Source organism: Streptomyces xylophagus, assembly GCF_000716435.1.
In the GTDB taxonomy this organism is placed as follows: Bacteria; Actinomycetota; Actinomycetes; order Streptomycetales; family Streptomycetaceae; genus Streptomyces; species Streptomyces xylophagus.
Genome location: NZ_JNWO01000007.1, coordinates 1,030,061 through 1,054,231, shown reverse-complemented (window position 1 = coordinate 1,054,231; position 24,171 = coordinate 1,030,061). Strand labels below are relative to the sequence as shown.

Here is a 24,171-nt window from a genome sequence, read left to right as displayed (position 1 = left end):
GTGAGGTGTAGCGCCCCTTCAGGGGCGCGGGGAACTGCGCGACCAGCTACAACGGACCGGCACTGTTCCGAACCGCCTGACCCACGGAGCCTCTGGAAGGGGGACTACTCGAGAAGCTCCGCATACGACCCCATGGCCAAGGCGACATCCGCCTGAGCCCAGAACCGGTGATACGTGAACACAGGCGCAGCCCCGCCCGCCAAGTAGCTCTGGATCTTCGACCACGCCGGATCGTTCTTGTAGAAGGACCGCAACGAGGCGAACGTAGAAGCGGAGTTGACCGCGTCCCCGTTCGGCATCGTCCCGCTCCACCCGCTCGGCACATACACACTGTCGTCGAACCGGTTGTAGTCCGCGCGGGTCTCCGGGACGGCGATGCCCAGGCTGTCCTGGTAGTTGCCCCACATGCCGTCCAACAGCGCCTTCGCGGTCGCTTTCGCCGTCGCGGAACCGGACTTCGCGGCGTAGTACGTCAGCGTCTTGGCATACGCGGCCGCGACGCCCACGTCATTGGTGTAGTCGGCGACGGTGACATGAAGTCCCGCATTGGCACCGGGACTTGACGCGCTCCACGTGTCCGGCTGCCCCGACCACTGCAACGTCGAGGGAATCAGATACGTACCGTCCGGATTGATCGTGGTCTTGGACAACGCCCACGCCACCCACTTGTCGAGGACCGCCTTCGCGCTCGCGTTCCCCGTCTGCTGGTAGTACTCGGCGACCCGCTCCATCGACCACGCCTGGAAGCCGAACCACTGGTTGGACGGCGGGTCGTGATAGACGGGCTGCTGGTCGTAGTACATGCCGTAGAAGGTCGACGTCCCGGCCGGCGGAGTGGCGTACCGCCCCTGCCAACTGTTCGTCGCCCCACCGGCGATGGCACCCTCACTCGACTGCAGCCAGCGGTAGAACTCCAGCTGCCGCGACAGCGAGGTACCCCAATCCGCCGCCCCCGTCGTCGACTTGGGCTTCAGATCGGCGTACGAACTCAACGCGTAGGCAGCCAGCGGGTTTTGATAACCCCCGTGCACATGGCTGGACCCGATGCGCCACGCCCAGCCCGCGCTGGTGTCGTTCGCGCCGCCCCACGCGTAGTACCAGGACAGCAGATAGTCCGAGGCGTCCTTGCCGGTGCCGGCCGGGCACGTGGACGGTCCGACGCAGTTGCCGATTTTCTTGAAGTACTTGTCGTACATGGCGTAGCGCAGATAGTCGCCCATCTTGGCCGCCTTGCCGACGGTCGTGGAGACGTCAGTGCCCTTGCCCTGCTCCTTGGCCCACACGTCGGCCCAGTACGCGGCCTGCACGGCCCGCGCGTCGGCGTCGGGAGCGTCCGTGTACTTCCACTGCTTGGCGTACGAGGAGTCACCGGTGAAGAGGTCCAAGTACCCGTTCGTACCGCCGTACTTGAAGGCGTCACAGGTCGGCTGCGGCACCGTCTCCCACACGGACTCCTGCGCCCCGCGCTGGAAGGTGTTGATATACGACGGCCCGCTCGCCGTCGGCCCCGCCTCGCACCCGCCGCCCGGCGTGTCGCCGTAGCCGTAGGTGTTGTCGACGTCCTCCAGCCAGTGCATACCGTAGACATCGTCCGTACCGTATGCAGTCTTCAGTTCACCGGCGATCGGATCCGATCCCACCGGCACCGAGCTGTCTAGCTTCGCCGGATACTCGTTCGGGGTGTCCAGCTCGGGCGCGTAGGTCGCAGGCTTCGAGGCGTTGTAGAACGAGTTCGTCGGCTGGTCGGCGTGGGTGGGGATCATGTACTTCTCCATGAGATCCCAGGCGCCGTTGAACTTGGACCAGTCGCCCGTCACCTTGCCGTACATCGCCTGCAGCCACAGCAGATAGCTGTACGCCTCCGACGTCGTCTCGTGCCCCTGGTCCGGCGCCTCGACGATCAGGGTCTCCACCGAGTGGTAGGGGATGCCCTGAGGGGAGAAGTAGCCGTTCGCCGGGTTGGTGATCTTCCCGTAGAGGTCGAGGAAGCGGGCGTCGTACGCGTTCGACGCCGCCAGCTCCGTCACCGTGACCGTCGCCTTGGTGAACCCCGTCGCCGTCGACTCGAAGGACGCCGAACCCGTGCCGGACGCGTCGGCGGTGAGGGTCACCGTCTGCGGGGTGTTCCAGTTCGACGGCGTGAAGGTGAGCGACGCGCCGCCGGTGACCGACAGTCCCGAGTTGCCGCTCGCGCGGGCCGTCGTGACGGTCACGTTCGACGCCGGCTGCGTGGACAGCGACACCGCATACGTGCCCGACTTGCCCTGCTGGATGCCCAGTTGGGTCGGCGAGGCCACGATCGCGGGTCCCGAGGCGACCGTGATGCCGACCGGCGTGGACGTACCGGACGCGCCCAGGCTGTCGTACGCCTTTGCCACTAGCGAATGACTGCCCACGGACAAACTAGAAGCCGAGAGCGAGTACGGCGAGCTCGTGTCCGTGCCGAGCAGCGTGGTGTCGTCGTAGAACTCGACCTTGCTGATCGTCGCGTTGTCGGCCGCCGCCGCGGTCGCCGCGAGCGGGACCGCGGCCCCCTGCGTGTAGATCGCGCCCGCACTCGGGCTGGTCAGCACGGTGATCGGCGGCTGATGGGCGCCGGTGCAGGTGGTGCCGTTGATCGCGAACGAGGTGGGCGCGGTGTTCGTACCGCTGTAGCCGAACTGCGCGCCGGTCGAGACGGCCGCGCCCGCGGCGATCGTCCCGTTGTACGACGCGTTCGTCACCGTGACCGCGCTGCCGGACTGCGACCAGGTGCCGTTCCAGCCGTTGCTGAGCTTCTGGTTGCCCGAGTACGCGTACGTCAGGGTCCAGCCGTTGATCGCGTCCGTACCCCGGTTGGTGAGGGTCAGATCCGCGGTGAAGCCGGAGCCCCAGTCGTTGGTCTTGTAGTCCACGCTGCACTGAACTGTCGCCGCCTGAGCGGGAGTTGTGCCGGTCGCCAGCATCGAGACCGGAAGAGCGAGGGCCGCCACGACAGCGGTCCAGAGTCTCCGCGTGACGCGGTGTCTCCTTCTGGGGTGCATGTGCTGGTTCCTCCTTGCGGCTCGGAGAAGGTGGGGGCGGAGCAGCAACAAGCCTTGAACCAGTGGGAGCGCTCCCATCGTGGGGACGAGGGTGAGAACCGTCAAGGTGCTTACGGAGTCGAAAAGATTCGACGGACGTGGGTTGAGGGAAAGTCAGCGAAAGTCTGTGACTCCCCTGTCCTTTGCCGTCACTTGGCGCTACCTTCCTGGACACCAGTGGGAGCGACTCCATCAGTCGACGCGTCCGTCACGACGCGCCCGAGCTGCAAGGACTCGCTCATGCGACACCCCCCGCGTTCAATGCTTTTAGCCGTCACCGGTGCGGTCGCCCTCGTCGGGGCAATGGTCGTCCCGGTGGTCACGGCGTCCGGTGCCACTCCCGCGTGCACGGTGGAGTACTCGGTCACCAGCCAGTGGGACACCGGCTTCCAAGGCGCAGTGCAGATCACCAACAACATGGCACCGGTGAGCAGTTGGAGCCTGAGCTTCGACTTCGCCGGAGGCCAGAAGGTCACCCAGGGCTGGAACGCCAAGTGGTCCCAGTCCGGTACGACGGTCACCGCGGCCAACGAGAGCTGGAACGGCGCGCTCGGCACCGGCGCGAGCGTCAGTGCCGGGTTCCTCGCCAACTGGTCGGGGAGCAACGCCGTACCGTCCGCGTTCAGGCTCAACGGAACTACCTGCAACGTGGATTCGGAGCCCCCGCCGACTCCGACACCCACGGAACCTCCCCAGAGCGGCAGCGCGCCCGCACTGCACGTCTCCGGGAACAAGCTCGTGGACGCCGACGGCGCGGGCCGTCGCCTGCTCGGCGTCAACCGGTCCGGCGGCGAGTTCATGTGCGTGCAGGGCTACGGCATCTGGGACGGTCCGGTGGACGACGCGGCCGTCGCGGCGATCGCCGACTGGAAGGCGAACGTGGTCCGCATTCCGCTCAACGAGGAGTGCTGGCTGGGCCTTTCGAACATCAAGCCCGAGTACGCGGGCGCCAACTACACCGCCGCCGTCAAGGATCTGGTGGCGAAGGTCGAGGCGCACGGTATGACGCCGATCGTCGAACTGCACTGGACCTACGGGCAGTACACCGGCAACTCGGCGGGCTGCTCCGACGTGCACGCCACCTGCCAGAAGCCGATGCCGGACGCGCAGTACACGCCGTCGTTCTGGTCATCGGTCGCCAGCACCTTCAAGGGCGACCAGGCGGTCGCGTTCGACCTGTTCAACGAGCCCTACCCGGACCGCGCGACCTCCACGACCACCCAGGCGTGGCAGTGCTGGCGGGACGGCGGCACCTGCCCCGGCATCGGGTATGAAGTCGCCGGTATGCAGGATCTCGTCGACGCCGTACGGTCGACCGGCGCCAAGAACGTGATCATGGCCGGCGGGCTCGCGTACTCGAACGACCTGAGCCAGTGGCTGACCTACAAGCCCACCGATCCGACCGGCAATCTCGTCGCCGCGTACCACGTGTACAACTTCAACACCTGCGCGAGCGAGAGCTGCTGGAACTCCACCCTCGCCCCCGTCGCGGCCCAAGTGCCGCTGGTGGCAGGGGAGATCGGCGAGAACACCTGCTCGCACGCCTTCGTCGACCAGGTCATGAAGTGGTTCGACGACCGCGGGCTCTCGTATCTCGGCTGGACCTGGAACACCTGGGACTGTTCCGCCGGTCCGTCGCTGATCTCCGACTACGCCGGTACGCCCACGGCGTACGGCATCGGGCTGCGCGATCATCTGCGCGCCCTCAACGGATAGGCGCCCCCGCACACCGAACAGCGCACACCACAGCACCCGCAACCAATCAACTTCCTTACCAGACAAGGAAACCCGCACTCATGAGCCGTACCAGAACAGCGTTGCTCGCTGCCTTGGTGCTCGTCGCCGGGGCCTCGGGGACGGCGGTCGCCGTCACCCCCTCGTCGGACGTCGGCATCGCCGCGATCCCGTGCAGCGTCGACTACAAGGTGCAGAACCAGTGGGACACCGGTTTCACCGCCGCTGTCACGATCACCAACAACTCGGCCGCGAAGTCGAGTTGGGCCGTGAAGTGGTCGTACGCCGGTAACCAGCAGGTCACCAGTGGCTGGAACGCGAAGATCAGCCAGAGCGGGACCGCCGTCACGGCGGCCAACGAGACCTACAACGGGAGCCTGGCGACCGGCGGTTCGGTCAGCTTCGGCTTCAACGCCTCCTACAGCGGCACCAACGCCCTCCCGACCACCTTCACCCTCGACGGCGTGACCTGCAACGTCGACGACGGCAGCGGCGGGGGAGGCGGCGGTGGCACCGATCCCGGCACGCGGGTCGACAACCCGTACGCGGGCGCCAAGGTGTACGTGAACCCGGAGTGGTCGGCGAAGGCCGCCGCCGAGACCGGGGGCAGCCGGATCTCCAGCCAGCCCACCGGCGTCTGGCTCGACCGCATCGCCGCGATCAACGGAGTCAACGGCGGCATGGGCCTGCGCGCCCACCTCGACGCGGCGCTCGCCCAGAAGGGCACCGGCGAAGAGGTCGTCCAGCTCGTCGTCTACGACCTGCCCGGGCGCGACTGCGCGGCCCTGGCCTCGAACGGAGAACTCGGCCCGACCGAAATCGGGCGCTACGAGACCGAGTTCATCGACCCGATCGCCGCGATCCTCGCAGACAGCAAGTACAGCTCGCTGCGGATCGTCACCACGATCGAGATCGACTCGCTGCCCAACCTCGTGACCAACACGGGCAGCAAGGCCACCGCCACCCCGCAGTGCGACACCATGCTCGCCAACGGCAACTACGTGAAGGGCGTCGGCTACGCCCTCAACAAGCTCGGCGCCATCCCCAACGTCTACAACTACATCGACGCCGGCCACCACGGCTGGCTCGGCTGGGACGACAACTTCGCCCCCTCCGCGAACCTCTTCTACCAGGCCGCGAACGCCGAGGGCGCGACCGTGAACGACGTGGCCGGCTTCATCACCAACACGGCCAACTACAGCGCCCTGAAGGAGAACAACTTCACCATCAACGACAGCGTCAACGGCGTCTCCGTGCGCCAGTCCAAGTGGGTCGACTGGAACCGCTACGTCGACGAGCTGTCGTACGCCCAGGCGTTCCGCAGCGAGTTGGTGTCGGTCGGCTTCAACTCCGGTATCGGCATGTTGATCGACACCTCGAGGAACGGCTGGGGCGGTTCCGCCAGGCCGACCGGGCCGGGTGCGACGACCAGTGTGGACACGTATGTCGACGGTGGCCGCTACGACCGCCGGATCCAGGTCGGGAACTGGTGCAACCAGTCGGGCGCCGGCCTCGGCGAGCGTCCGCAGGCGGCCCCCGCGACCGGGATCGACGCGTACGTGTGGATGAAGCCGCCGGGTGAGTCCGACGGTTCCAGCACCGCCATCGCCAACGACGAGGGCAAGGGCTTCGACCGCATGTGCGACCCGACGTACACGGGCAACGCGCGCAACGGGAACAACATGTCCGGAGCGCTGCCGAACGCTCCGCTGTCCGGGCACTGGTTCTCGGCGCAGTTCCAGCAGCTGATGGCGAACGCGTACCCGCCGCTGTAGATCGGATACCGCGAGCGCATACCGCATCGCCTATGGCATACCGCCACGGCTTATGGCATACCGCCCGCACCGCACCACCCACCGATGCGGGCTCCGCCGGGGTCAGCCCTTGTTGGACAGACCCCGGCGGATCGCGAACTCCACCGCCGAGTAGTCGCCGTCGGGGCGGTCCAGCTCGTACGGCACCGCCGGCATCAGCGGCGGCTGCCCCATGAAGCGGGGGCGGTCGCCGTGGTGGGGCTGGGCCGCGTGGACCAGGAAGGGGTGGCAGAGGTACACGTCACCGGGCTTGCCGGTGGCGTACGCGAGGGGGCGCCCGGCGGATGCCTCGGCCACCTTCGGGCCGAGCGTCAGTGAGGAGGCGCCCTTCTCGCCGTACGGTTCGAGGACGCGCGGGACGTCGAGGTGGGAGCCGACCCGGATGCGTGTCGGCGCGTTCTCCTCAGTGACCTCGGTGTACAGCATCAGCATGAGCAGGGCCCGGCCGCGCGAGCGCAGGTTCGCGTACGGCCACTCGTTCTCCGCGCCCTCCGCCACATAGCTGCCCTCGATGTGCCAGCCGGCGTCGTCCGGTTCCGTCGCGTGCGGGAAGCGCAGCGGAAGACTGCCCACCGAGTACCGGGACTGCCAGCGGCCGGCGCCCACCAGGAGGTCGAACGCCTCATGCAGGAAAGGGGAGTTGACCGAGGCCGCGAATGGCCCCTGGGGCATGTCGCCCACCCGGACCACCGGGTCCTTCCAGGTGCCGGGGTCGTCGGGGTCGTAGCCCGTCTCCCGCCACAGCAGTCGCGCGCAGTCCTCGGCGACGCGCGGCGGAAAGGCGCCCTCGATCTTCACGAACCCGTCTTCGAGGAAGCGTTCCACCATCACGTCGTCCGTGTCGTCCATACGGGCATGCTCGGCGACCGGCGGCCCATACCGCATCCGATTTTTTGCCGCTTCGGCAAGGGAAGTGGCCGCCGGAGGGTGCGTCGGCGCAGGCTGGCGGCACGCGGACGAGAGGCTGACCACCATGGCGCACGAGCACGACGAGAAGCATGCACAGCACCACGAACACACCGACATCGACTGGGCCGTCATGGGCCCCCTGCTGGAAACCCAGGCGGAGCTGTTCGCGCCCCTGTACGAGCGGGCGATGGCATGGCTCGCGAAGGAGCGGACCGATCCGGGGCTGATCGTCGACGTGGGCAGCGGACCCGGTGTGGTCGCGTGTCTGTTCGCGGAGACGTTCCCGGGTGCCCGGGTCGTCGCGGTGGACTTCTCCGCACCGCTCCTGGAGCGGGCCCGCGCCCGCGCCGACCGGCAGGGCTTCGGTGACCGTTTCGGCACGCTCGTCGGTGAACTGCCCGATGTATTGGGGGAGTTGGAGTACCCGGCCGACCTTCTGTGGGCGAGCCGGAGTCTGCACCACCTCGGTGACCAGCGTGCCGGTCTCGCCGCCTTCGCGCAGCGGCTCGCACCCGGCGGCACCCTCGCGATCATGGAGGGTGGTCTGCCCTCCCGCTTCCTGCCCCGCGACTTCGGCATCGGCCGCCCGGGCCTGGAGGCGCGGATCGACGCGATCGAGGCCGAGTGGTTCGCCCAGATGCGCGCCGATCTCCCCGGCGCCGTCACCGAGACCGAGGACTGGCCGGCCCTCCTGGCCTCGGCCGGTCTGAAGCACACCGGCAGCCGCAGCTTCCTCCTGGACCTGCCCGCCCCGGCCCAGGACCGCGTCCGCGCCTATGTCGCGACCTGGCTGACCCGCGTCCGTGACGTCTACGGCGAGGCCCTGGACGCCGAGGACCGGGCCACCCTCGACCGGCTCGTCGACCCCGAGGACCCGGCAGGTGTGCATCGGCGCGCGGATGTGTTCGTGCTCGCCGCGCACACCGTGCACACGGCGGTGCGGACGAGCTGAAAGGGCCCGTGATCTCGAAGGCTTGACTTCGAGAGTGCTCAAGGTGATGAACTGCCCCTCAGACTGCGCGGAGTTCACCGACCCACGGGGGTACGACCACCATGAACGACAACTCTCATGTCGCGCTCATAACCGGCGGCGGCAGCGGTATCGGGGCCGCCGTCGCCCGGCAACTTCTCAGCGCCGGGGGCCGGGTGGCCGTCACCGGCCGCAGCGAGCAGCGGCTGCACGCCTTCGCCGCTCAACTGGGCCATCCCGAGAGTCTGTTGACGGTCCCCGGCAGCGCTTCCGAATACGACCAGGTGCAGGACGCCGTCGAGACGACGCTCAAACAGTTCGGGCGACTCGACGCGGTCGTCGCCAACGCCGGGGTCGCCACGCACGACTCGGTCGCCGAGGGCGACCCGGCCGGCTGGACCGAGATGGTGCTGACCAACGTCCTCGGGCCCGCCCTCCTGATCCGGGCGTCCGTCGACGCGCTGAAGCAGACGCACGGGCGGATCGTGCTGATCGGCAGCGTCGCCGGGTTCGTGCACACCCCCGGCAACATCTACGGCGCCACCAAGTGGGCGATGACCGGTCTCGCCGAGAACACCCGGCGCGAGGTCACGGAGTTCGGCATCGGGGTGACCCTGGTCGCCCCGGGCCGGGTGGAGACCCCGTTCTGGGACGGCAACGGCAGCCTGCCGCCCGGCCATCTCCTCACCGCCGACCAGATCGCCGACTCGATCCTCTGGGCGATCCGCCAGCCCGCCGGCGTCGACATCAACACCGTCGTCGTACGGCCGATCGGGCAGCCCAACTGACGTAGCCGACCCAACTCGCCCACGGGAAAGGCCCGTTGCCGCGAACTCGCGCGACAACGGGCCAACTCATGCCCTTCCGGGCTCAGTTGTTCTGCAGGAACTGCTTCGCCAGCTGGTCGCCCAGCGAGACCGCCGCGCTGTGGCTCTCGATGGGGGACACCGTCGAGTTCTTGAACAGGATGTACGTCACGCCGGAGTCGGCGCCGCCGGTCGCCGGGTCGGGGTCGATGCCGAGGGCCTTGGCGGTGGCGTACGAGGCCTCGCCGATGATGTTGGTGGGGCCGGTGTCGCCGACGACCGCGTACTCGACCTTGTTGTTGTAGATCACGGCGACCACACCGCCGCCCTTGATGCCGTAGCTGGTGTACTTCCAGATGCTGCTGGTGCTGGGCACCACGATGTAGGGCAGTGAATCCGCCTTCAGGGGCTGGCCGTTGGACTGGTGGAACGCCGTGTCGTCCTGGTACCAGGGGTCGGCGTTCTCGTTGCAGTTCGTGGTGCGCTGGCCGTCGCAGTCGATGTCCATGTCGGCCTTCCAGAACACGGCGCCGTTCTTGCCGCAGACCGGAATGGTGGCCGACGTCTCGTCGTCGGTGCGGTACTTGCTGTTCGATATCTGGGAGCAGGACGTCACCTTGGAGAGCAGGTCGGCCGCGCTGACCGTGCCCTCCTGAGCGGACTTCGGGGTGGCGCCGGAGGCGCTCGCGGGGAGCACTCCGGCGGCGAGCAGGGCGGCACCTGAGGCCGCGGCGAGGGTCAGTGTTCGCATGCGCACTGTGGGGGACCCTTCTGTTAGGAAAGTTTCCTTACCGGGTGCGCAACAAGGTGGCCCTATCTGCATGCTCGCGTCAAGACCCTGGTACGAACCAAGTCCCCGTCGTCACGGAAACGCGAAGCGCCCCGGAGTCGGGCTCCGGGGCGCTTCGTCTTGGCTGGTTCGGGTTCCTGGGCTCAGCCCATGTTGAACGTCGACGGGTCGGGACCCAGCCGGCGGTCCTCGTTCAGCGCGCTGATCGCCGCGAGGTCCTCGGTGTCCAGGCTGAAGTCGAAGACCTCGATGTTCTCCTTGATCCGCGACGGCGTCACGGACTTGGGGATCACCACGTTGCCCAGTTGGATGTGCCAGCGCAGCACGACCTGGGCCGGGGTACGGCCGTGCTTCTGGGCGATGGCGACGATCGCCGGGACCTCCAGGAGGCCCTTGCCCGAGCCGAGCGGCGACCAGGCCTCGGTCGCGATGCCCTGCTCCGCGTGGTACTCACGTGCCGCGCGCTGCTGCAGCTGCGGGTGCAGCTCGATCTGGTCGACCGCCGGGATGACGGACGTCTCGGCGATCAGCCGGGCCAGGTGGTCGGGTTCGAAGTTGGAGACGCCGATGGCGCGAATCCGGCCGTCCGCGTGCAGCTTCTCGAACGCCTTGTAGCTGTCGAGGTACTTGTCCCGGGCCGGGGTGGGCCAGTGGATCAGGTACAGATCCAGGTACTCCAGGCCGAGCTTCGCCAGCGACACGTCGAAGGCGCGCAGCGTGGCGTCGTACCCCTGGTCGCTGTTCCAGAGCTTGGTGGTGACGAAGAGTTCCTCGCGCGGGACACCGGAGGCGGCGATGGCCTTTCCGGTGCCCTCTTCGTTGCCGTAGATCGCGGCTGTGTCGATGCTGCGGTACCCGGCCTCGAGCGCCGTGGCCACCGCCCGCTCCGCCTCGTCGTCCGGCACCTGCCAGACGCCGAAGCCCAGCTGGGGCATCTCGACACCGTTGTTGAGGATGATCGGGGGGACCTTGCTGCTCACGAGCTCTCGATCCTTCAGTCGTCGGTTGGTACTCACATCGTCAACGATCACGGGCCGTGATGCATTCCTGACCGAGAAATCCGTGGCGGGGTGTGCGTCGCTCAGGCGCGGTACAACGCCTCGACCTCGTTGGCGTAGGTGGTCTCGATGGCCTTGCGCTTCAGCTTCAGGGACGGGGTCAGGAGGCCGTGCTCCTCGGTGAAGGGCTGGGCCAGTATCCGGAAGGTGCGGATCGACTCGGCCTGCGAGACCAGGGTGTTCGCGGCGACCACCGCGCGCCGCACCTCGGTCTCCAGGTCGGCGTCCCGCACCAGCTGGGCCGGAGTCATCTGCGGCTTGCCGCGCATGGTGAGCCAGTGCTCGACGGCCTCGTGGTCGAGGGTGACGAGGGCGGCGATGTAGGGGCGGTCGTTGCCGACGACGATGCACTGCGAGACCAGTGGATGGTCCCGCACCCGCTCCTCAAGGAGCCCGGGCGCGACGCTCTTGCCGCCGGAGGTCACCAGGATCTCCTTCTTGCGCCCGGTGATCGTGAGATAGCCGTCCTCGTCGAGGGAGCCCAGGTCGCCGGTGGCGAGCCAGCCGTCGTGCAGGGTCTCGTCGGTGGCCTTCTGGTTGTTGAGATAGCCCTGGAAGACGTTGGGACCGTTCAGCCAGATCTCGCCGTCGTCCGCGATGTGCACGGTGACGCCCGGCACGGCCTGGCCGACCGTGCCGTAGCGGGTGCGGTCGGGCGGGTTGGCGGTCGCGGCGGCCGTGGACTCGGTGAGGCCGTAGCCCTCGTAGATCTGCACGCCCGCGCCCGCGAAGAACAGTCCGAGGCGACGGTCCATGGCCGACCCGCCGGACATGGCGTTGCGGATACGGCCGCCCATCGCGGCCCGCACTTTGGAGTAGACGAGTTTGTCGAAGAGCTGGTGCTGCATGCGCAGCCCGGCGGACGGGCCCGGGCCGATGCCCCAGGCCTTCTCCTCGATCGCGTCCGCGTACTTCACCGCGACCTCGACGGCCTTCTCGAACGGCCCGGCCTTGCCGTCCTTCTCGGCCTTGCGGCGGGCCGCGTTGAAGACCTTCTCGAAGATGTACGGCACGGCGAGGATGAACGTCGGCTTGAAGGCGACCAGGTCGGGAAGCAGGACGGCCGCGTTGAGCTGCGGCTGGTGTCCGAAGCGGACCCCGCCGCGGATCGCCGCGACCTCCACCATCCGCCCGAAGACGTGCGCCAGCGGCAGGAAGAGCAGGGTCGCCGCCTCGTCGCCCTTCTTGGAGTGGAAGACGGACTCCCAGGTGTCGATGACCGTGTCCGCCTCGTACATGAAGTTGCCGTGCGAGATGACACAGCCCTTGGGGCGGCCCGTGGTGCCCGAGGTGTAGATGATCGTCGCGGTCGAGTCCGGGGTGACGGCCTGGCGGTGCCGGTGCACCACCTCGTCCTCGATGTGCGCGCCGGCGTCGTACAACTCCTGCACGGCGCCCGTGTCGAGCTGCCACAGCTGGTGCAGCGCGGGCAGGCGGTCGATGACGGTGGCGATGGTCATCGCGTGGTCCTCGTGCTCGACCATCGCCGCGGAGACCTGCGCGTCGTGCAGCATCCAGAAGCACTGCTCGGCCGACGACGTGGGGTAGACCGGCACGACCTGGGCGCCGATCGTCCACAGCGCGAAGTCGAACAGCGTCCACTCGTAGCGGGTACGGGACATGATCGCGACCCGGTCGCCGAAGCGGACGCCCCGGGCGAGCAGGCCCTTGGCGAGGGCGAGGACCTCGTCGCGGAACTCGGCGGCGGTCACGTCCCGCCACTCGCCCTGCTCGTCCTTGCGGCCGAGGGAGACGTGGAGGGGCTGGTCCTGGGCACGCTCGAAGACGACGTCGGCCAGACCGCCCACCGGCGGTGCCAACGCCAACGGAGGGTTGTTGTACTCGCGCAAACCCCGCTCCCCGCTCCTGTTGGCACTCCCCACAGCGCCGTGAAAGCTACCCCACCGGACGGAAGGGCGGGAGGGGGTCGGAAACCGAGCAGTGCTCACGTACGTACTGGTCAGCGAAGGAAAATGCCCTCACAAGGGGAAGGGTCGGACAGAAATCCTTACGGTTCCGTAGGTTTCGGCCCCGTAATCTCCACTGAATCTGTACGACCCGGTCACCCCTGGCGTCCCGCTCGTGCGACGTCACCGGTGTGACGCCGTCTCCTCCTCGGTCAGCGTCCGCGCGGCCGATTCCGTCACTCCGCCGGCCGGGTCGGAGAAAAACGGCTAAAGCGTGAATTTCCCCGCCTCGGGATGCGACCGTGCCCGTCAACTCGCCCCGGCTCAAAGTAAGTTCAAGATAAATCATGCTCAAAACCAAGCACTCGGAGATGTGAATCACAGTGTTCGGCGATCGAATGTGGCTTGTCCGAACCGATGTCGCAGGGATTTCCCGAAAGATCTTTTTCGAGGCCGGAAGCAATCTTCGGAAATCCGCCGGGCGAGACCCCTGAAGGGAATATTGAATTGAAGACCAAAAATGCTCACCGCAGGAATCTGGGTCGCCGCAGGAAGGTGGTCATGGCTTTAGCCGCTGCGACGACCCTGCTCGGTGGCGCGCTGTACGCCAATGCGAACGCCGCGTCCGTCCAGACCGACCCGTCCACCGGCGTCTCCGCATCCGCGTCCGACCCCGGATCCACCTCCCCCTCCACCCCGGGATCGACATCCCCGTCCAACCCCGGATCCACTTCCCCGTCCACCCCTGGATCCGCATCCGCCCCCGCACCCACGGGCACCGCCGGGACGGGCTCGTCCGTCTCGGACGTGGTCGACGCCGCCAACGCGTTCCTGGACACCCTGGACGACGACCAACAGGCCGACGTACTCCTCGACTTCACCCAGGCCAACGCCGTCGCCTGGTCGAACGAGGCGTGCGGTGCCACCTGCCGGGTCGGCATCGAGCTGAGCACGCTCAGCGACACCCAACTCACCGCCGCCAAGGCCGTGATCGAGGCGGCCACGGGCACCGGCACCGACACCGGCTACGACCAGATCAGCCAGATCCTGGCGGCCGACGACGTCCTGGGCGAGACCGACAGCAGCTACGGCAGCGGCAACTACTACCTCGCCTTCCTGGGCACCCCGAGCACCTCCGGCACCTGGCAACTGCACTTCGGCGGCGACCAGTTGGCCGTGAACCTCACCTACAAGGACGGGGAGGTCGTGGGCACCACCCCGTACTTCGTCGGAGTGGAACCCGCCACCTGGACCGACGACGACACCACCTACGCACCCCTGTCCGGGATGCACGACGGGATGGAGGCGATGCTCGAAGGCCTGAGCGACGACGAGTTGACGGAGGCGAAGCTCTCCGACTCCACCACCGACGTGGTGCTCGGCCCGGACGAGGACGGCGACTTCCCCGACACCAAGGAGGGCCTCGCGGTCAGCGAACTGACCGATGACCAGCAGCAGTTGGTGCTCGACGCCATCACGCCGTGGGTGGAGGCCGCGGACGACACGACCGCCGAGTCCACCCTGAGCACCTACAAGTCGGAGCTCGACGACACCTACATCTCCTACTCCGGCACCACCGCACTGGACACCGCCGGCGACTACGTCCGCATCGACGGACCCGGTGTCTGGATCGAGTTCTCCGTCAAGGACGGCGTCGTCGACACCAGCCAGCTCAACTACAGCTCCGTCTACCGCGACCACGACACCGACTACGGAGGAGAGTTCTCCTTCTCCTGACCCGCCCGACACCGTAACGGGCGGCGCTGCTCCTGGCAGCGCCGCCCGCTGTCGCGCATTTCCACACTTTCACTCCGAGCGCCTACGGCAATTCCGGCAACCACGCGCCGCCTGTCGAGGAATGTGTCGCTGCCGGAATTCTCGTCCGCCGCTATTTCTCACCCTCGCGGAATTCGATCCCGGCATCGCCCCACAATGAACAACCGGGACTACGGACCGCGCCGGTGCAATCGATCCCCGCCCGCCAGAATCGCCGCCGCCAACGCGTCCGCCGCCCCCTGCGCCGAAACCCGCCGCCGCCCGTGCACCAGCACGAAATCGACCTCGCCCAGCTCCGGCAACCCCGCCCGCTCCGGCATCCGTACCAACCCCGGCGGCACCAGCCCCCGCGAGTGGGCCATCACCCCCAGCCCCGCCCGAGCCGCCGCGATCAGCCCGTTCAGGCTCCCGCTCGTGCACGCGATGCGCCACGCCCGCCCCTGCCGCTCCAGCGCCTCCAGCGCGAGCGCCCGGGTGATGCCGGGCGGCGGGTAGACGATCAGGGGCACAGGGCGATCGGCGTCCAGGCGGAGCCGCTCCGCGCCGATCCACACCAGCTTGTCGTGCCAGACCAGTTCGCCCCGCGGGTCCTCGGCGCGCCGCTTCGCCAGCACCAGGTCCAGCTTCCCGGCGGCGAGTTGCTCGTGCAGCGTGCCGGACAGTTCCACCGTCAGCTCGAGGTCGACCTCGGGATGGTCGTAGCGGAAGCCCTCCAGGATCTCCGGGAGCCGGGTCAGGACGAAGTCCTCGGACGCGCCGAAGCGGAGCCGGCCGCGCACGCGGGTGCCGGTGAAGAACGCCGACGCCTGCTCCTGCACCTCCAGGATGCGGCGTGCGAAGCCGAGCATCGCCTCGCCGTCCTCGGTCAGCTCCACGGAGTGCGTGTCCCGGGTGAACAGCTGCCGTCCCGTCGCGTCCTCCAGGCGTCGCACGTGCTGGCTCACGGTGGACTGGCGCAGCCCGAGCCGCCGGGCGGCCTGCGTGAAACTCAGGGTCTGGGACACCGCGAGGAAAGTGCGCAGGTGGGAGAGGTCGTACATGGCATACACCATGGCATACACCGGGCTCGGTTATCGCGATACGTGATGGCAGTGAGAGCGGTATGACGGATTCCCGATCAAGAGCCCGGAGAGGAGGATGGGGAGGGCACGAGTCCGCGCCGGAGGACGGACCGGACGTACAGCGCGACAAGCGAGACAGTGGAGCACAGTGAAACGCCTGCGATGGCCGAGTCGGATGCCGATCGACCCCTACATCCTGCTGCTGCTCGGGACGGTGGGCCTCGCCGCACTCCTCCCCGCCAGAGGCACCGGCGCCGACGTCGCCTCGGGCGCCTCCACGGCCGCGATCGCCTTCCTCTTCTTCCTCTACGGCGCCCGGCTGTCGACGCGTGAGGCACTGGACGGGCTCAAGCACTGGCGGCTGCACACCACCGTCCTGGCCTGCACCTTCGTCGTCTTCCCGCTGCTCGGGCTGGCCGCCCGCGGTCTCGTCCCGGTGCTGCTGACCCACCCCCTCTACCAGGGGCTGCTCTTCCTCACCCTCGTCCCGTCGACCGTCCAGTCGTCGATCGCGTTCACGTCGATCGCGCGCGGTAACGTGCCCGCCGCGATCTGCGCGGGCTCCTTCTCCTCGCTCGCCGGCATCGTCATCACCCCGCTGCTCGCGGCGGCGTTGCTCGGCGGCAACGCGGGCGGCTTCTCCGCCGACTCCCTCGTCAAGATCGTTCTGCAACTCCTCGTGCCGTTCCTGGCGGGGCAGTTGCTGCGGCGCTGGGTCGGCGGCTTCATCACCCGGCACAAGAAGGTCCTCGGCTACGTCGACCGCGCCTCGATCCTCCTCGTCGTCTACACCGCGTTCAGCGAGGGCATGGTCCAGGGCATCTGGCACCAGGTCAGCGCGGTCCGCCTCGGCGCGCTGCTCGCCGTCGAGGCCGTCATCCTCGCGGTGATGCTCAGCCTGACCTGGTACGGCGGCAAGGCGCTGCGCTTCGACCGGGAGGACCGGATCGCCATCCAGTTCGCCGGCTCGAAGAAGTCCCTCGCCTCCGGACTGCCCATGGCCAGCGTCCTGTTCGGCGCCCACGCCTCCCTCGCTGTGCTGCCGCTGATGCTGTTCCACCAGATGCAGCTGATGGTGTGCGCGGTCATCGCCAAGCGCCGTGCCCGCGATCCGCAGCCCGAGGTCATCGAGGCGGCGGCCCCAACCGCAGCGTCACGAACCGCGGTCGGTACAGCGACACGTTCCGGCTGAGGTTCAACGCGGCCGAATAGGCCGTCGCGTCCAGCCAGTTGACGTCGTAGCTGAGGACGATCCGCCCGTCGCCGTCGAGCGCCGTGTGCACCTGCGGGTTGTACGCGGCGACCTGCCCCTGCGGCAGCGGCGGGCTGAGACTCCCGGTCGGCCCGTGCCACGGGCCCGTGGGTGAACAGGCCCAGTACGAGGTGACGGTGGTGAGCCCCCGGCTGCCCGCGGCCATCGTGAACAGGACGTACGTCCCGCCGTCCCGCATCACCGAGAACGCGCTGCCCACACCGATGCGTTGCCCGTCCCCGAGCACCGGCGAGGGTCCGGCCCGGGCCGTCCACGCCGAGCCGTCCCAGTACTCCCAGGCACCCGGCTCCCCGAGCCGCCCCTCCGGCACCCGCGCCACATACGCCGAGGACGTCGGCCGGGCCGCGGCCTGCGCGTCGTTCCCACCGAAGACATACGTCCAGCCGCCCGCCGCGACCAACGTCGTCCCGAACTGCACACGCCGGGACGGGTCCTGGACCAACTGCTGGTCGAAGACCTTCACGATCGACTCCACCCGCAGGTCCGGCAGCGACAGCGTGGCCACCTCGGTCGCGGTCGGCACACCGTAGATCCACGGATACTGCCCGACCGTCCGCGTCCACAGCAGCACCCGTACGACGGACTCGGCCGAGCCGGGGGAGCGGGGCTCGACACGGGCCGCCACCGGCCAACGCCACTCGTTCGGGGCGGGATCGGGGAACAGTGGGGCGGGGAGCGTGAGTTGAGGCTTTCCGTCGCGCATCACCACCGCCGAGTTGCGCACCAGCGGGGCTGTGGTGTCCCGCCAGGCGTACGACTCGCCGACCGGGTTGGGCGGGCCGTGCACCTGGCCGAGGTAGGTGTCGGAGAACAGCCACAGCAGCCGCCCGTCCGGCAGCCGCACCGAGTGGGTGCCGTCGCCGCCGGTCCAGTCGTCGGCGCGGGTCTCGTCGTCGCCGTACGCGGCAAAGGAGTTGGTGAGCTTCGTGTCGTTCGACCAGGAGCGCACCGTACGGGCCGTGCACGTGCCGCCGCCCTCCCGGTCGTGGTCCTTGGGGAGGGCGGTGAGCAGCACGGCCGCGAGAGCCAGGGTCAGCAGCAGGCCGACCCCGGCTCCCATCCGCCGTCGTGCTCGGTCCTCGGGCACGCCCGGGACGTTAGTGGCTGTCGCTCACGTGGTCCATGGGCAGCCACAGGACGGTGCCGTCGGGAGAGGGGTGCTCCGCGGCCAGTTCGTCGTCCGTCAACAGCCGGTCCCAGACGTGGACTTCGTCGAGCGACCCGGTGAAGTACTGCATGCTGTCCATGCGTTGGCCGACATGCACACCGAACGGCGAGTTGCGGCTGACGGACCCCACGATGTCCGCCGTGCTCACCGCCGTCCCGTCGACGGACAGCGTCAACTGCCCACCGCCGCGCCGCAGTACGGCCTGGTGCCACACGCCGTCGTTGTAGGCGCCGGCGGTGACCACCGACGTGGTGTGCACGGTCGTCGCGCCGACGCGGGTGGTGATCAGCGCCCGGACATGGTTGCCCGCGGGCTCGCCGCGCAGCCAGACCTGCGGCTGGGTGGTGCCGACCCCGCCCATCCACAGGAACGGCTGATCACCCGTCGTGGCGGTGTAGCGGAACCAGAGGGACACCGTGAAGTCCTTTGTCCCCAGGGGCAGTCGGTCGCTGTACGGCAGGCGTACGGCGTCGTCGACACCGTCGAAGGACAGGGCGCCGCCGGACACGCCGTCGGTTTCCTGGGCGCCGCCGAGCACGGCCGCGCGCCTGGCGTGCGGGGCGAGATCGGCGGTCGTCGGGTCCGGGCCCCGACGCGGTTGCAGCCAGGCCGCGTTGAAGCGGGCGAAGCGGATCTCGTCGGTGGCGGTCACGGCACCGCCCTCGTAGAGCAGGCCCACCGTGTCGCCGTCGACGCGCGCCATGTCGGAGTAGCCCGACCAGTCCTTCGTCACGACCGTGCCGCGGTCCACGCTGTCCCAGGTGCGGCCGCCGTCGTAGGAGGAGCGGATCATCATCGTGCGGCGGCGGTCGGGATCGGCGTCGCAGGCCAGCAGGATGCGGGAGCCGACGCCGAGCGTCGAGCACTGGACCTGCGGGGCGTACAGGTCGGGCAGGTCGCGGAAGGGCGCGATGAAGCTGTCGCCGCCGTCACGGCTGACCGCCTGGGTGCGATGGCCGAGGTCGGTGCCGTCCTGCTCGCGCCCGCTGACCAGGACCGAGCCGTCGGTGCGCTCGGTCAGCGTCACCTCGGACGGCTTCTGCCGCCACGTCCCGTCGGTCGCGATCGGATACGAGTCGGTGGCACCGATCCTCCAGTGGTCGCCGTCGTCGTCGCTCACGATCAGCGCCGCGTTGTTGGCGGTGACCCGACTCCCGTCCCAGGTCTCGGTGTTGACGCCGAACACGAGCCGGCCCTTGTGCTTGCCGCGGGTGAGCTGGATGCCGTGCACGGGGCCGGTGGCGTACCAGGAGTTCCAGTTCGGGGGCAGGATCTCGGCGCTCAGGTCACGCGGCTGCGACCAGGTGAGTCCGTCGTCGTCGCTGTACTGCATGTGCGGGGTGCGGTCGCAGGGGACCGAGCAGCCGGCGCCGTCCGTACGGCCCGTGTTGTACGTCTCGGCGAGCAGGATGCGGCCCGTCCTGCGGTCCACGATGGGCGCCGGGTTGCCGTGCGTGTCGCCGCCGCCGTCGTTGACGACCTCCAGCGGGCTCCAGGTGAGACCGTCGTCCGTGGAGCGCTTGACGACGATGTCGATGTCGGCGGCGTCACCGCAGTTGAGGACCCGGCCCTCGGCGAACGCGAGCAGCGTGCCGTCGTTCGTCCGCACGATCGCGGGGATGCGGAAGCAGGCGTAGCCCGGGTCCTGGGAGGCCTTGAAGAGAACCTGCTGGTCGAACTCGGGGGAGGCGGTTTGGGCGGTGGCGTGCGCCGGACTCGGGAGCATGAGCAGCGCGGCCAGGGTGAGTGCGGCGGTGAGGGTGGATCTCAGACGTGTGCGAAGCCTTGACGGCATGGAGCGACCTGCCCTTCATTCGTCTGGACATCCGGACATCCCACGTCCAACGGGCGCTTCACAGACGTTAGTTGGGGCCTCCCGTGCCTCACAAGAAGCGTGCAGCCCTCGTCGTCGCACAACTTCGCAGCACCGGGCGAGTGGTGAGTGATCGTCAGCTGCGGCCGGGCATCTCAGGGGCGCAGAACGACCTTGCCCAGGTTGCTCCGCGACTCGATCACCTCGTGCGCCTTCGCCGCCTCCGCCAGCCCGAACTCCCCGTGCACCGCCGGTTTCAGGGCGCCCTCGGAGAACAGCCGCCACAGCTCCTGACGCCACCGCTCGTACAACTCCGGCCTCCCGCGCGCGATCCGCGCCATCTGGAACCCGATCACGGACTTGGCGCCCACGAGAAGGTCGTACGCCTCGATCGTCCCGCCGCCCGAGCTGTACGCCACGAGCCGCCCGCCCGGAACGAGCGCCGTGATCGCCGGGGTCAGCAACTCGCCGCCCACCGCGTCGAGTACATAGTCGACGGGGTCGCCCCAGTCCTCCCGGTCGTAGGTGATCACCTCGTCGGCACCCAGCGCGCGCACGAAGTCGGCCTTCGCCGGATCGGAGACCGCGCCCACGACCCGCCCGGCGCCCCGCACCTTCGCCAACTGCACGGCGAGATGGCCGACTCCGCTCGCCGCCGCCGTGATCAGCGCGGCTTCGCCGGGTTCGGGACGGGCCGCGTCCAGCGCGCCCAGTGCCACCAGTCCGCTGCGGACCAGCGCGACCGCGTCGACGGCGGACACGGTGTCGGGCACGGGCGAGGCCATGGCTTCGTGGAGAACCGCGAAGTCGGCGTACCCGTGCCCGAAACACAGCCCCGTCACGCGCTCGCCCGCCCGGAAACGGGTCACACCATGTCCTACGGCGACCACCTCGCCCGCGATCTCGCCGCCGAGCGGGATCGGCTCGGTGGCTTCGGTGACCTTGCGGACGACGGGCAGGGTGACCCCGATCGCCTCGGCGCGGACGAGGAGTTCGCCGGGGCCCGGTTCGGGGACGGGGGTCTCCTCCAGGAACAGCGGGCCGCCGGTGGACTCGTACCGGACGCGACGCATCGCACCTCCAGGAAGCATGGGGGATCGCCGAGGAGCCGGCTGGGGATCGCCGGGGATCGTTGGGAGGTCCAATGATATTCACGATTTCGTTGGGAAGTCCAACGACTTTTGGGTAGGCTGCCCGCATGGCCGAAGCACCCCTCCCCGCGATCCGCTCGCTCCCCAGCTGGCTCCTCGGCCGGGCCGCCGCACGCGGCCGGGCCCTCGTCGCCGACGCGCTGGCCGCCGAGGGCCTGAAGATGTGGCACCACGTGGTGCTCTCCGCCGTCCGCGATCTCGCCCCCGTCGCCCAGGCCGACCTCGGCCGCGGTGTCGGGCTCGACCCCAAGGACCTGGTCGGCGTCCTCAACGACCTCCAGTCCGCCGGTCTGGTCGTACGGGAACCGGACCCGAAGGACCGCCGCAAGAACGCCGTCTCGCTCACGACGGAGGGTGAACGGCTGCTGAAGCGCTGCGAGAAGGCGGCCCGCGAGGCCAACAAGCAACTCCTCGCCCCGCTGTCGGTGGCCGAACGTGACCGGTTCATGGGGCTGTTGATCCGGATTTCCGGTACGGACGGCTGACGGGAGCTAACGTTCCGTCATGACCCCACCGCAGACTCCCGAACCCCGGCTCGCCCTCGACCCCGAGCGCACCGCCCTGGTCCTGGTCGACCTCATGGACCGCATCGTCGCGCTGCCGCTCGAACCGTACAAGGGCACCGAAGTCCTCGCTGCGGCCGAGGAGTTGGCCACCGGCTTCCGCTCCGCTGGCGCGCTCGTCGTACTGATCCGGGTCGAACGCCCGGGCATCGCCGAGCAGCCCTCCGGCAGCGGACTCGCGGACGGGCTGGCCCGGGACGGTGACCTGGAGATCGTGAAGCGGACGATCGGTGGCTTCCAGGGCACGGGACTTGACGCCCGCCTGCGTGAACGGGGCGTCAGCACCCTGGTGTTCGGCGGGATCGCCACCAACCTCGGTGTGGAGTCCACCGCCCGCGCCGCCGGCGACCTCGGCTACGACCTCGTCTTCGTCGAGGACGCCATGAGCGCGTTCACCGCGGCCGAGCACCAGGCGTCGGTCAGGCTCGACTTCCCGCGACTGGGGTCGGTGGTGACGGCGGCGGAGGTGCGGTTCGCGACGGGCGGCTGAGGTGCGCCTCATGCCGGGTGGTTGAGGAGGGCTTCGCGCCCGGCGGCTGAGACGCGCTCTGCTCCGGGCCGGCGGTACGGGCGCCCGAGTGGTCAGACGAGGACCGTGCCGCCGTCCACGACCACCGTCGAACCGGTGGTGTAGCCGCCGCGCATCAGATACAGATACGCCTCGGCGATGTCCTCTGGCTCGCCGATCCGGCCGACCGGCAGCGAACCGGCGACGGACGCGAACAGTCCGTCCCGGTTCTCGTCGCCCAACTCCCGCCACAACTCGGTGCGGACCACGCCGGGCGAGACCACGTTGACCCGCAGCGGGGCCAGCTCCAGGGCCAGCGCCCGGGTCAGCGACTCCATCGCCCCGCACAGGGCGGCGGCGACGGTCGTCCCCGGCAGCGGCCTGCGCCCGGCGGTGCCCGTGGTCAGGACCACGGAACCGCCCTCCCGGATCGACCCGGCGCCGTACTTCACGGCCGTGTACGCGCCCCACAGCCGGATGTCCAGGAAGGCGCGGGCCCGCCCGAGGTCGGACTCGGCGAGGCTCTCCATCAGCAGCGCCTCACCCGCCGTGTACACCAGGTGGTCGTAGCCGCCCAGCCCCGCGAAGAAGTCCCGCACCGCCTCCTCGTCGCTCGCGTCGAGCACCCGGCCCTCGGTGTCCTCCGGGAGCCGCTTCAACGCCGCGTCCACGCTCTCCTGCCGGCGCGAGGCGACCACCACTCGGGCGCCCTCCCGCGCGGCGGCCTCCGCGACGGCGAACCCGATTCCCGCCGTACCGCCGATGACGACGATCCGCTGTCCCTGCAGGCTCATGTCCTGCCCCTTTCGCATTGCTGTGACGCGATCCAGCCTGCGACCGCCACCGCCCCGCCGTCCAAGACCTCTTTCGGCGGTGGCGATACCCTGAAGGCATCGCCGACGGCGGCACGGAAGCACGGGAAGGGGCGACGTCCATGGACCTCGACCTGCGGAAGGTCCGCTACTTCGTGGCGGTCGCCGAGCTGTTGCACTTCGGGCGCGCGGCCGAGCGACTGCACATCGCACAGCCGGTGCTGAGCCGTCAGATCCGGGCCCTGGAAAAGGACTTGGACGCCACGCTCTTCGAACGCGACAGCCACGGCGTGACATTGACGGCGGCCGGGCGTCAACTCCTCGACGACGGGCATGCGTTGCTCGCCTCGGCGACCGCGACGCGGCGCAGGGTGCAGCGGTCCGCGCGCGGACCCCACCGCCTCGTCGTCGGCTTCCGCGCGGGCGTCGTGGTCACCCGCACCCTGCGCGCCTTCGGCGCCGCCCACCCCGACATCGAGGTCAAGGCCCGCCGCGTCGAATGGGACGACCAGGAACAGCTGATCCTCGACGGCACCGTCGACCTCGCCTATCTGCGCCGCCCGATCCGCGAACAGGGCCTCACCCTGCTACCCCTGTTCACCGAGACCCGGGTGGCGATGCTCCCCGCCGACCACCGGCTCGCCGGCAAACAGGACCTCGTACGGGCCGACCTCGACGGTGAGAACTGGCTGCGGTACGCCAACCCAGGCCCGGACGACGTACCGATCCGCAGCATCGAGGAGAAGTTCGAGGCCGTGGCATCCGGAGCGGGCATCACCCTCGTCCCCACCTCCGTCGCCGAGCAGTACTCCCGCCCCGACATCACCTACGTCCCCGTCACCGACGCCGAACCCGACCAGGTGATCCTCGCCTGGGAGGCGGCCCGCCGCTCACCCCTGATCACGGCGTTCACCCAGGCCGCACAAGGCCTCGGGGACCAGGACTGAGGCGGGGCCCCTGCGGCGCAGGGGGCGCTCCCCGCCGGCCGGGGCCCCG

General features: G+C 69.1%; 19 protein-coding genes. 9 read left to right on the top strand and 10 right to left on the bottom strand.

Annotation, left to right across the window (positions count from 1 at the left end; translation table 11 throughout):
- Positions 1 to 104: 104 nt before the first annotated feature.
- Complete coding sequence (locus OO70_RS19560; RefSeq protein ID WP_043672275.1) at positions 105 to 3,023, bottom strand: glycoside hydrolase family 48 protein; 2,919 nt, start codon at positions 3,021 to 3,023, stop codon at positions 105 to 107.
- Positions 3,024 to 3,302: 279 nt separating this feature from the next.
- On the opposite strand from OO70_RS19560, the gene OO70_RS19555 reads away from it, so the two are divergent.
- Positions 3,303 to 4,778: a cellulase family glycosylhydrolase gene (locus OO70_RS19555; protein ID WP_199827340.1), complete on the top strand. Its 1,476-nt coding sequence runs from the start codon at positions 3,303 to 3,305 to the stop codon at positions 4,776 to 4,778.
- Positions 4,779 to 4,858: 80 nt separating this feature from the next.
- Positions 4,859 to 6,571, top strand: coding sequence for a glycoside hydrolase family 6 protein (locus OO70_RS19550; protein WP_043672272.1), 1,713 nt, complete (start codon positions 4,859 to 4,861; stop codon positions 6,569 to 6,571).
- 102 nt (positions 6,572 to 6,673) lie between these two features.
- On the opposite strand, the gene OO70_RS19545 is transcribed toward OO70_RS19550, so the two are convergent.
- Entirely contained in the window at positions 6,674 to 7,459 is a 786-nt protein-coding gene (locus tag OO70_RS19545) for a phytanoyl-CoA dioxygenase family protein (RefSeq protein WP_043672269.1), read from the bottom strand.
- Positions 7,460 to 7,583: 124 nt separating this feature from the next.
- On the opposite strand from OO70_RS19545, the gene OO70_RS19540 reads away from it, so the two are divergent.
- Positions 7,584 to 8,471, top strand: coding sequence for a class I SAM-dependent methyltransferase (locus tag OO70_RS19540; protein WP_043672835.1), 888 nt, complete (start codon positions 7,584 to 7,586; stop codon positions 8,469 to 8,471).
- Between the two features lie 101 nt (positions 8,472 to 8,572).
- Entirely contained in the window at positions 8,573 to 9,277 is a 705-nt protein-coding gene (locus OO70_RS19535; protein WP_043672266.1) for an SDR family oxidoreductase, read from the top strand.
- An 82-nt stretch (positions 9,278 to 9,359) separates the two neighbouring features.
- Here the strand turns inward: OO70_RS19535 and OO70_RS19530 are convergent, their stop codons facing one another.
- The 3 genes from OO70_RS19530 to OO70_RS19520 form a co-directional block, all read right to left on the bottom strand.
- Positions 9,360 to 10,052, bottom strand: a complete 693-nt coding sequence (locus OO70_RS19530; protein WP_043672263.1) for a glycoside hydrolase family 75 protein — start codon at positions 10,050 to 10,052, stop codon at positions 9,360 to 9,362.
- Positions 10,053 to 10,228: 176 nt separating this feature from the next.
- Positions 10,229 to 11,065, bottom strand: a complete 837-nt coding sequence (locus OO70_RS19525; protein ID WP_043672833.1) for an aldo/keto reductase — start codon at positions 11,063 to 11,065, stop codon at positions 10,229 to 10,231.
- A gap of 101 nt (positions 11,066 to 11,166) precedes the next feature.
- A complete protein-coding gene (locus OO70_RS19520) occupies positions 11,167 to 12,993 on the bottom strand; it encodes an AMP-dependent synthetase/ligase (RefSeq protein ID WP_043672260.1) in 1,827 nt (608 codons plus the stop codon).
- A 618-nt stretch (positions 12,994 to 13,611) separates the two neighbouring features.
- Between OO70_RS19520 and OO70_RS19510 the strand changes: the two genes are divergently transcribed.
- Positions 13,612 to 14,787 carry a DUF3500 domain-containing protein gene (locus tag OO70_RS19510; protein WP_267881220.1) on the top strand — a complete coding sequence of 392 codons (1,176 nt, stop codon included), beginning with the start codon at positions 13,612 to 13,614 and terminating at the stop codon, positions 14,785 to 14,787.
- 209 nt (positions 14,788 to 14,996) lie between these two features.
- Here the strand turns inward: OO70_RS19510 and OO70_RS19505 are convergent, their stop codons facing one another.
- The gene (locus OO70_RS19505; protein WP_043672252.1) at positions 14,997 to 15,866 is read right to left on the bottom strand and encodes a LysR substrate-binding domain-containing protein; all 870 of its coding nucleotides are present in this window, start codon (positions 15,864 to 15,866) and stop codon (positions 14,997 to 14,999) included.
- A 196-nt stretch (positions 15,867 to 16,062) separates the two neighbouring features.
- Between OO70_RS19505 and OO70_RS19500 the strand changes: the two genes are divergently transcribed.
- The gene (locus OO70_RS19500; protein WP_043672249.1) at positions 16,063 to 17,079 is read left to right on the top strand and encodes a bile acid:sodium symporter family protein; all 1,017 of its coding nucleotides are present in this window, start codon (positions 16,063 to 16,065) and stop codon (positions 17,077 to 17,079) included.
- Here the strand turns inward: OO70_RS19500 and OO70_RS19495 are convergent.
- The 3 genes from OO70_RS19495 to OO70_RS19485 all read right to left on the bottom strand — a co-directional run bounded on the left by OO70_RS19495 (position 17,012) and on the right by OO70_RS19485 (position 21,214).
- Positions 17,012 to 18,247 carry a DUF4185 domain-containing protein gene (locus OO70_RS19495; protein ID WP_043672246.1) on the bottom strand — a complete coding sequence of 412 codons (1,236 nt, stop codon included), beginning with the start codon at positions 18,245 to 18,247 and terminating at the stop codon, positions 17,012 to 17,014. The genes OO70_RS19500 and OO70_RS19495 overlap by 68 nt on opposite strands.
- A 10-nt stretch (positions 18,248 to 18,257) precedes the next feature.
- Positions 18,258 to 20,123: a sialidase family protein gene (locus tag OO70_RS19490; protein ID WP_043672243.1), complete on the bottom strand. Its 1,866-nt coding sequence runs from the start codon at positions 20,121 to 20,123 to the stop codon at positions 18,258 to 18,260.
- A 173-nt stretch (positions 20,124 to 20,296) separates the two neighbouring features.
- Positions 20,297 to 21,214, bottom strand: a complete 918-nt coding sequence (locus OO70_RS19485) for a quinone oxidoreductase family protein (protein WP_043672240.1) — start codon at positions 21,212 to 21,214, stop codon at positions 20,297 to 20,299.
- A gap of 125 nt (positions 21,215 to 21,339) precedes the next feature.
- Between OO70_RS19485 and OO70_RS19480 the strand changes: the two genes are divergently transcribed.
- Both OO70_RS19480 and OO70_RS19475 read left to right on the top strand, forming a co-directional pair.
- A complete protein-coding gene (locus tag OO70_RS19480) occupies positions 21,340 to 21,777 on the top strand; it encodes a MarR family winged helix-turn-helix transcriptional regulator (protein WP_043672236.1) in 438 nt (145 codons plus the stop codon).
- A gap of 19 nt (positions 21,778 to 21,796) precedes the next feature.
- A complete protein-coding gene (locus tag OO70_RS19475) occupies positions 21,797 to 22,345 on the top strand; it encodes an isochorismatase family protein (protein WP_051741370.1) in 549 nt (182 codons plus the stop codon).
- Positions 22,346 to 22,437: 92 nt separating this feature from the next.
- On the opposite strand, the gene OO70_RS19470 is transcribed toward OO70_RS19475, so the two are convergent.
- The gene (locus OO70_RS19470; protein WP_043672233.1) at positions 22,438 to 23,157 is read right to left on the bottom strand and encodes an SDR family oxidoreductase; all 720 of its coding nucleotides are present in this window, start codon (positions 23,155 to 23,157) and stop codon (positions 22,438 to 22,440) included.
- Positions 23,158 to 23,297: 140 nt separating this feature from the next.
- On the opposite strand from OO70_RS19470, the gene OO70_RS19465 reads away from it, so the two are divergent.
- The gene (locus OO70_RS19465; RefSeq protein ID WP_043672229.1) at positions 23,298 to 24,122 is read left to right on the top strand and encodes a LysR family transcriptional regulator; all 825 of its coding nucleotides are present in this window, start codon (positions 23,298 to 23,300) and stop codon (positions 24,120 to 24,122) included.
- Positions 24,123 to 24,171: the final 49 nt, after the last annotated feature.